The sequence below is a fragment of the Mesorhizobium sp. M7A.F.Ca.CA.004.12.1.1 genome (genome assembly GCF_003997835.1).
GTDB lineage: Bacteria > Pseudomonadota > Alphaproteobacteria > Rhizobiales > Rhizobiaceae > Mesorhizobium.
Window position 1 is genome coordinate 1 of record NZ_RZRK01000265.1, and the last position, 7,345, is coordinate 7,345.

10 protein-coding genes are annotated in these 7,345 nt (G+C 63.0%); 2 read left to right on the plus strand and 8 right to left on the minus strand.

All coding sequences use genetic code 11. The features are described 5' to 3' along the window. The 4 genes from EN984_RS15720 to EN984_RS15735 all read right to left on the minus strand — a co-directional run. A partial coding sequence (locus EN984_RS15720; protein ID WP_140779752.1) for a YafY family protein occupies nucleotides 1-381 on the minus strand: 381 nt, incomplete at its 3' end. Between the two features lie 128 nt (nucleotides 382-509). Next, complete coding sequence (locus EN984_RS15725) at nucleotides 510-917, minus strand: hypothetical protein (protein ID WP_127271751.1); 408 nt, start codon at nucleotides 915-917, stop codon at nucleotides 510-512. Between the two features lie 72 nt (nucleotides 918-989). Then, complete coding sequence (locus EN984_RS15730; RefSeq protein ID WP_127271753.1) at nucleotides 990-1,580, minus strand: DJ-1/PfpI family protein; 591 nt, start codon at nucleotides 1,578-1,580, stop codon at nucleotides 990-992. Nucleotides 1,581-1,664: 84 nt separating this feature from the next. Continuing rightward, a complete protein-coding gene (locus EN984_RS15735; protein WP_013529241.1) occupies nucleotides 1,665-1,832 on the minus strand; it encodes a hypothetical protein in 168 nt (55 codons plus the stop codon). Nucleotides 1,833-2,144: 312 nt separating this feature from the next. On the opposite strand from EN984_RS15735, the gene EN984_RS15740 reads away from it, so the two are divergent. Further along, nucleotides 2,145-3,092, plus strand: coding sequence for a ring-cleaving dioxygenase (locus tag EN984_RS15740; protein WP_127271596.1), 948 nt, complete (start codon nucleotides 2,145-2,147; stop codon nucleotides 3,090-3,092). Nucleotides 3,093-3,190: 98 nt separating this feature from the next. Then, complete coding sequence (locus EN984_RS15745) at nucleotides 3,191-3,370, plus strand: hypothetical protein (RefSeq protein ID WP_032899099.1); 180 nt, start codon at nucleotides 3,191-3,193, stop codon at nucleotides 3,368-3,370. A gap of 21 nt (nucleotides 3,371-3,391) precedes the next feature. On the opposite strand, the gene EN984_RS15750 is transcribed toward EN984_RS15745, so the two are convergent. The 4 genes from EN984_RS15750 to EN984_RS15765 form a co-directional block, all read right to left on the minus strand. Next, nucleotides 3,392-4,105 carry an SGNH/GDSL hydrolase family protein gene (locus EN984_RS15750; protein ID WP_127271755.1) on the minus strand — a complete coding sequence of 238 codons (714 nt, stop codon included), beginning with the start codon at nucleotides 4,103-4,105 and terminating at the stop codon, nucleotides 3,392-3,394. A 62-nt stretch (nucleotides 4,106-4,167) separates the two neighbouring features. Then, a complete protein-coding gene (locus tag EN984_RS15755) occupies nucleotides 4,168-4,908 on the minus strand; it encodes a thioredoxin family protein (protein WP_127271085.1) in 741 nt (246 codons plus the stop codon). A 166-nt stretch (nucleotides 4,909-5,074) separates the two neighbouring features. Continuing rightward, entirely contained in the window at nucleotides 5,075-6,100 is a 1,026-nt protein-coding gene (locus EN984_RS15760) for a class I fructose-bisphosphate aldolase (protein WP_127271757.1), read from the minus strand. A gap of 134 nt (nucleotides 6,101-6,234) precedes the next feature. Further along, nucleotides 6,235-7,345 (minus strand): phosphoglycerate kinase (locus EN984_RS15765; RefSeq protein ID WP_164765487.1); only part of this gene is annotated, 1,111 nt, incomplete at its 5' end.

Sequence of the window (7,345 nt, forward strand, 5' to 3'; positions counted from 1 at the left end):
CCACATCGGTGTGTGGATCTCGGTGCGGGCGATGCGGTCTTTCTCGGCATCGGGCAATACGGCGCCGATCTTGACCAGCGCCTCGTCTGCGGCCCTCGCCATGGCGGCACCGCCAAAGGCACGCACCATGCGGGCGCCGGCGACCAGCGCGACGATTTCGTCACGCGTGAACATCAGCGGCGGAAGGTCGAACCCCTCCCTCATCATGTAGCCAACGCCGGCTTCGCCGTCGATCGGCACTCCGGTCGACTGCAAATCGGCAATGTCGCGATAGATGGTTCGCTCGGAAACCTCGAGCCACGTGCCGAGCTTCTGGGCGGTGACCAATCGGCCACCGCGCAGATGCTGCACGATTTGGAAGAGCCTGTCGGCGCGGCGCATCGTATGGTCCCTCGGCGTTGTCTCTATGCATGTCGCCCAAAACTGATGTCCACTTTTGGACGGCACGGCATCGTGTTTTCGCGCATGCCGTTATCCCAAAACCGCAGAACACTTTTGGGCGGCGTGCCTCATGGTTTCAGCCCTTCGCGCTTGCGCTGCGCGGCGACGAACTCCGCGCCGAAGGACAGTTTCTTCGTCGTCGGTGTTTTCGCATCGAGCACGCGCCAGAACGGTGCCACGTCACTCAGCGCCATGCCGCGCTGAAGGTCCTCGTTGGCGGCTTCGGCAACAGTGCGCAGATGATAGCCTATGGTGACCGGGCATGTCACTTCGGCGCCATGCTCGACGGCAAGTGCTGTACGCAGCGCACGCACATCCATGTCGATGCCTTCGGGAATCGAGCGGATGAAATCATCGACCTGGCGCGCCGTCGGCACCAGCATAGGCTGTCCTTCGATGACATCGGCCATCGTGCGCGGCGTCGGCTTCACGCCGTTGATGCCAGGTGTGCTCAGTCTGTCTTTCCAACTCTTCATCGATCGTCCTTTGACGCCAATGCGTGGTGTCCGAAGCTGGCACCATTGCACGGCACTCCTGACAGCATACTGTCAGGAGCCTTCAGCATACTCCTTGGCAAACAGTGTCCGCATCCGCGCGAGATCGCTGCCTCTTTCGGGGTAGAGCGTCTTCAGAAAGGCGAGCGCGAAGGTGCCCGGCGCCGAGCCCGGCGCGGAAACAATTTTGCCGTCGGCTACGGCATGCGGCACATCCTGGTAGTTCTCGGCACCGGCATAACCGGTTTCATGACCCTTGATCCACTCGCGGCCATTGCTGGTATGCTTGGCCTTCTCGAACAGGCCGGCGCGGGCCAGCGCCAGCGTGCCGGCGCAGATGCCGCCGACCACACCGCCGCGCGATGCAATGGCGGCAAGCAGGTTGCCTACATCAGGCTGTGCCTTGCTCGTCCACTGGTCGGAACCAATGATGGCAATGGCATCGAGATCGGCATTCTCGCTGGCGCCTGTTGAGCGATCGGGGATCAGCCGAAAGCCACTAATGCCAGTCACCTGCTTGCCATCAGGCGTCAGCGACATGGCACGGGCGCCGAACCATTCGACCGCCGAGGCCGCCAGCAGCCCATACTCCCAGTCGGCAAAACCTTCGATGAAAAGGAAGCCGATCGTCTTCTGTTCGGGCATAAGCTCGCTCCCATCCTCACGCACCGGACCTGTTATCTGGGCGTTGACGCGCCGACATCCAATCGCCGGGTCGAAAAATTGGCTTTAATTGCCGCGAGGGCCACGATCCGCATACATGTCCGGCCAGCCGATATCCTTGCGAATGTCCGCCGGCAGCGAGTTCATGAACCGCTGAGTGCGGATCTCGTTGCGCATCGTGCGGATCTTGCCGACATAGTGCTGCATGCCGCGCAGAATGGTATAACCGTTCATGGCTAGTCTCCTCTCTCTGTGTAGAGGCACTATCGCATACCCCTCCTGACAGCAGTCTGTCAGGAGGATGGCAGGGCGCGAACAATAGTTCCGGACAGTGCGCGCGCCGCAGGGCAAGGCATCGTTTTTCGCCGCATCGACCGGTATCTCAAGGCAGGTTTGCGGCTTCCGATTGTTCATAGCGACGGCGTAGTTTTCGGCGCCGCTGTTCAGCTTCCGGCGACGGACTGTCGGAATACGAGGCCTTCAGCGGGGTGACCGCAGGTCTGATATGGAGGGAGAAAATTCTTCCCCAACAGCAGGGAGACGACGATGAGCTTGCAACTGACAGGTATCCACCATCTGACCGCCATCACCGCGAACGCGCCCGGCAATCTTCATTTCTACACCAAGGTGCTGGGTCTGCGGCTGGTCAAGAAGACCGTAAACCAGGACGACACCTCGGCCTACCACCTTTTCTATGCCGACGGCGAAGCGACGCCTGGCACCGACCTTACCTTCTTCGACTGGCCGGTCGGCCGCGAGCGGCGCGGCACGCACAGCATCGTGCGGACCAGCCTCAGGGTCGGCAGTCGGGAGAGCCTTGCCTGGTGGAAGCAACACTTGACCGACGAAGGCCTGGCAACAGGAGAGATCGCCGACACCGGCGGTTATGCGTCATTGGACTTCGAAGATCCCGAGGGCCAGCGTCTGCGCCTGGTCAGCGATGGCGGCAAGGGCGGCAGCCATCCCTGGGCGCAAAGCCCGGTACCGGTCGAGCACCAGATACGCGGGCTCGGGCCGATCGTCATCAGCGTTCCCGACATCACCAACACCGAGGCGGTGGTGACCAAGGTGATGAACATGCGCAAGGCGCGCGACTATGTGTCGCCGGAGGGGCAGGTTCACGTCTTCGAAATGGGCGAGGGCGGGCCGGCGGCGGAGCTGCATGTCCTGGTGCAGCCGGGACTGGCGCCGGCACGGCAAGGCGCCGGTGCGGTTCACCATGTCGCCTTCAGGGCGCCGGACCAGGAGACGCTGCATCAATGGACGGCGCGGCTGGCCGAATTCCGCCTGCCGTCGAGCGGCGAGGTCGAGCGCTATTACTTCCGCTCGCTCTATTTCCGCGAGCCGAACGGCATCCTGTTCGAGATCGCCACCGACGGGCCGGGCTTCACCGCCGACGAGCCGCTGGAAACACTGGGGGAAAGTCTTGCTCTGCCGCCATTCCTCGAACCGAAGCGCGCTTCGATCGAGGCTGGCCTCAAGCCGCTGAAGTAGATCGTTTGCCAGCCGCAGGCGGGCGCCGCGTTCTGACCCAGGATCGCGGCGTCGTTCTTTCTCAGGCAATGAACGACGTGCTTTGACAGCCGGGCGCGTTGCTGGTCAAAGGCGGCATGACGAAATTCCTCGCCCTTGTCATCGTCGGTTTCATGGTCATTCAACTGATCAAGCCGCTTGGCTGGCCAGGCCTCAAGCGACGCGGCGATTTCTGGAAGCTGGCACTGCTCGCCATGGCTGCGATTTCACTGGCGGCCGTGCTCGGGCATTTGACGTAGGACGGCACTTGTCGTCGGTGCTCAATTGCCAAGCACCGGGCCAACCAGATGCTCGGCCCAGGCCCGGTAGCCTGCTTCCGAGGCGTGAAAGCCGTCCGAGGCAAAGCCGGCTTCCGGATTGGTGATCGGCAGGCGCGGCGCCGGCACCGCGCCGCGCTCCAGGCAAAGGCGTTCGCCCATCCGGTTCATGTCGGTGGCGCGAATCTCAAGGATTTTTCCGAGCAGCGGCGGCATGGCCGGAGCCCGCGTGAACTCCAGCACCGGCGACCACACCACGCGTGCTTCCGGCCATTTGGCGCGCAGGCCGTAGAGCAGGCCGCCGAACTCCTTCTTGAAGCGCGGCACGGAGTGAAAATTCTTGGTGTCGTTGGTGCCGATGGCCAACACGATATGCGTCCACGGTTCGGCCGACAGATTGGGCAGGACATGGTCGCGTATCTGGCCCGACGTTGCCGAATTAAAGCCGGCCGCCCGCCAGCGCACGGTGCGGCCTGTGCTTTGTGAAATCAGCACGGCGAGTTGCGCGGCAAGCCCATGTTCCGAATTGCCTATGCCGACCGACGCGGCGGACGAATCGCCCAGCACCAGAAGCGAAATATCAGGCGCCTTGCCTGATATTTCGTGCATGACCGGCCCTTGCGCCGGCAGCATGCGCGTGGTGCGGCGTCGCACGCCGAGGCCTTGCCAGATATAGACCGGGAAGGCGAGCCAGGTGAGTAGGGACGGGAAGCGCATGGCAGTACCGTTAAACGATCAGCGGCAGCCTTAGCGCATGTTTTGGTCGACGGGAACGCTCTTCAATCGCAGCAACTCGCCTGCCCCGCTTGCTTGCCCTGATATTCATCGTGCAGCCGCACCCAATCCATCAGTCCGTGATAGGGGCCGTTCTCGTTGCGGCCCTTCGGCGTCATGTCGAGATAGTTGTAGGCGCCGATCTGCGCCTCGCCGCCGCGGGCGCGCGACATGAAGGTGAGGAAGATGTCGCCGGCCTCGTCCCGGTAGAAAACGCTGGTGCCGGGAAGCTCCTTCGATGTTCGTGGACGGGTCTCGAAATTGTAGGTGGTGTCGCCCGCGGCGATCTGCTTGTCGGTGAAGGAGACCTGCATGTCGAAGTTGAAATCCGAGGCATAGGACGACACCCAGTCGAACTTCCAGCCCATGCGCTGCTTGTAAGGCAGAAGTTCCGCCAGTGGAGCGCGCGAAACCACGACCAGCGACACGTCGTGATGCCGCAGATGCTGATTGGCGCCGTCGATATGATCTGCAAGGAATGAGCAGCCCTCGCAATGACTGACGCAGCCCGGCCCGAACATGAAGTGATAGACGATCAGCTGGCTGTTGCCGGCAAACAGGTCGGCCAGTCTCTTCGGCCCTTGCCCGGTTTCGAAGACATAGTCCTTCCGGATCTTCAGCCAGGGCAATTCACGTCGCTCAGCCGCTATCCGCTCGCGGAGCCGCGTCAGTTCCTTCTCGCGCGCCAGATGCGCCTTGTGCGCCTGGAACCAGTCTTCGCGCGAAACGATCTTGTTGCGATGCATGAACCTCTCCCTGAAGTGTCATTCCAAGGACGTTCGGGATGAGCACAACCCGACATCGCCCGAGAGGAAATAAGGACGGAGAGGCTCCGCCCCAAGCCCGGCAAGTCACAAACAAAAAAACCCGGGCGCATCGGCCCGGGTTCGAAGGAGGAAGAAAGGACTGTGATCAGGCGGCCTGTTCCAGGCTCGCCTTCCATTTTCCGAGCGCTGCCAGATGGTTCATGTGGGCGCGATGGGTGAAGGCGGCCTGGCCGGCGGCAACGTTCGAGGCCTTGCCGCTCCAGGCTTTCTGTGGCGCGGCCTGCAGTGCGCGGCCATAGGAGAAGGTCAGCTTCCACGGGTGCGGCCCGATGGCGTTGATGGCGTTGAGGTTGGCGGTCGCCTCCTCGTCCTCCTGGCCGCCGGAGAGGAAGGCAATGCCCGGCACCGCTGCCGGCACGGTTTCGCGGAACAGTTTTATGGTCTTTTCGGCGACTTCTTCGGGGCTGCTCACCTTGCCCGACTTCCTGCCGGCCAGCACCATGTTCGGTTTCAGGATGGTGCCTTCCAGCACGACGCGCGCCGCATGGAGCTCGTCATAAAGCTTGATCAGCGTTGCCTTCGAGATGTCGTAGCAGGTGTCGATATCGTGGGCGCCATCCATCAGCACTTCCGGTTCGACGATCGGCACAATGCCGGCCTCCTGGCAAAGGGCTGCATAGCGGGCGAGTGCGTGCGCGTTCGAGCCGATCGAGGTCCCCGAAGGCACGCCTTTGGCGATATCGATGTCGATCACCGCGCGCCATTTGGCGAAGCGGGCGCCGAGCTTGTAGTAATCGGCAAGGCGCTCGCGCAGGCCATCGAGGCCTTCGGTGATGGTCTCGCCGGGAAACCCGGCCAGCGGCTTGGCGCCGGCGTCGACCTTGATGCCGGGGATGGCGCCGGCCGCCTTGATGATGTCGACCAGCGGCGTGCCGTCGGCGGCCTTCTGGCGGATCGTCTCGTCATAGAGGATGACGCCGGAGATGTAGCGGGTCATCGCTTCCCTGGTGCGGAACATCATCTCGCGGTAGTCGCGGCGGCTGTCGGCTGTCGATTCGACGCCGATGACGTCGAAGCGCTTCTTGATGGTGCCCGAACTTTCGTCGGCGGCCAGCAGGCCCTTGCCATCGGCGACGATCGCGGCGGCAATGTCTTCGAGACGTTCGCTCATTGTTGCTTCTCCTGAAACGGTTGTTCCGCGCTTAACGGAAGTCTACCGCCAAAGGAATGGCATCGGAAAGCTCGAATCGATTGAAAGCCTCGGGCAGCCTTGTTTGCTCTCCGAGTGTTGATCGCCGCGGAGCCTCAGCGCTTCAGCACATCGACACCGGGCAGCGGCTTGCCTTCCATCCATTCCAGGAAAGCGCCGCCGGCGGTCGAGACATAGGTGAAGTCGTCGGCGACACCGGCATGGTTGAGCGCCGCCACCGTATCGCCACCGCCGGCGACCGAGACCAGCTTGCCTTCCTTGGTGCGCGACGCCGCGTGCTTGGCAGCTGCCACCGTCGCATGATCGAAGGGCGCGATCTCGAAGGCGCCGAGCGGGCCGTTCCAGACCAGTGTCGCGGCGCGGTCGATCCATTCGCCGATGGCCGTCACGGTTTTGGCGCCGACATCGAGGATCATGCCGTCGGCCGGCACGTCCGATATGGCGACGGTCTCGCATTCCGCGCCCGCCTTGAACTCCTTGGCGACGACGCCGTCGACCGGCAGGATGATGGCGCAGCCGGCCTCGGCCGCCTCGATCATGATCTGCTTGGCGGTCGCGGCGAGATCATGCTCGCACAGCGATTTGCCGACATTGGTGCCACGCGCGGCAAGAAAGGTGTTGGCCATCCCGCCACCGATGACGAGGGCATCGACCTTCTTCACCAGGTTCATCAACAGATCGATCTTGGTCGAGACTTTGGCGCCGCCGACAATGGCGACGACCGGACGAACCGGTTTTCCCAGGCCCTTCTCCAGCGCCTCAAGCTCGGCTTGCATGGTGCGGCCGGCAAAAGCCGGCAACAGATGCGCCAGCCCCTCCGTCGAAGAATGCGCGCGGTGCGCGGCCGAGAAGGCGTCGTTGACGAAGATATCGCCATTGGCGGCGAGTTTTTCCGTGAAGGCCGGATCGTTCTTCTCCTCGGCCTTGTAGAAGCGGGTGTTTTCGAGCAGCAGCACGTCGCCCTTGTTCATGGCGGCGACAGCGCTTCCGGCCGTGTCGCCGACGCAATCCGAGGCGAAACCGACGGGGCGGCCGAGCACGTCGGCTGTCGCCTTGGCGATCGGTTCCAGCGAGAATTCGGGCGAGGGGCCATCCTTGGGTCGGCCGAAATGGGCGAGCAGGATGACCTTGGCACCCTTGCCTGACAGCTCGACGATATCGGCAACATCAGCGGCAAGCGTGTGCTGGTGCGCGTCGACCTCAACG

Coding starts and splice junctions, on each gene's coding strand:
- EN984_RS15725 (WP_127271751.1), bottom strand. CDS start 917: ATGAAGAGTTGGAAAGACAGACTGAGCACACCTGGCATCAACGGCGTG.
- EN984_RS15730 (WP_127271753.1), bottom strand. CDS start 1,580: ATGCCCGAACAGAAGACGATCGGCTTCCTTTTCATCGAAGGTTTTGCC.
- EN984_RS15735 (WP_013529241.1), bottom strand. CDS start 1,832: ATGAACGGTTATACCATTCTGCGCGGCATGCAGCACTATGTCGGCAAG.
- EN984_RS15740 (WP_127271596.1), top strand. CDS start 2,145: ATGAGCTTGCAACTGACAGGTATCCACCATCTGACCGCCATCACCGCG.
- EN984_RS15750 (WP_127271755.1), bottom strand. CDS start 4,105: ATGCGCTTCCCGTCCCTACTCACCTGGCTCGCCTTCCCGGTCTATATC.
- EN984_RS15755 (WP_127271085.1), bottom strand. CDS start 4,908: ATGCATCGCAACAAGATCGTTTCGCGCGAAGACTGGTTCCAGGCGCAC.
- EN984_RS15760 (WP_127271757.1), bottom strand. CDS start 6,100: ATGAGCGAACGTCTCGAAGACATTGCCGCCGCGATCGTCGCCGATGGC.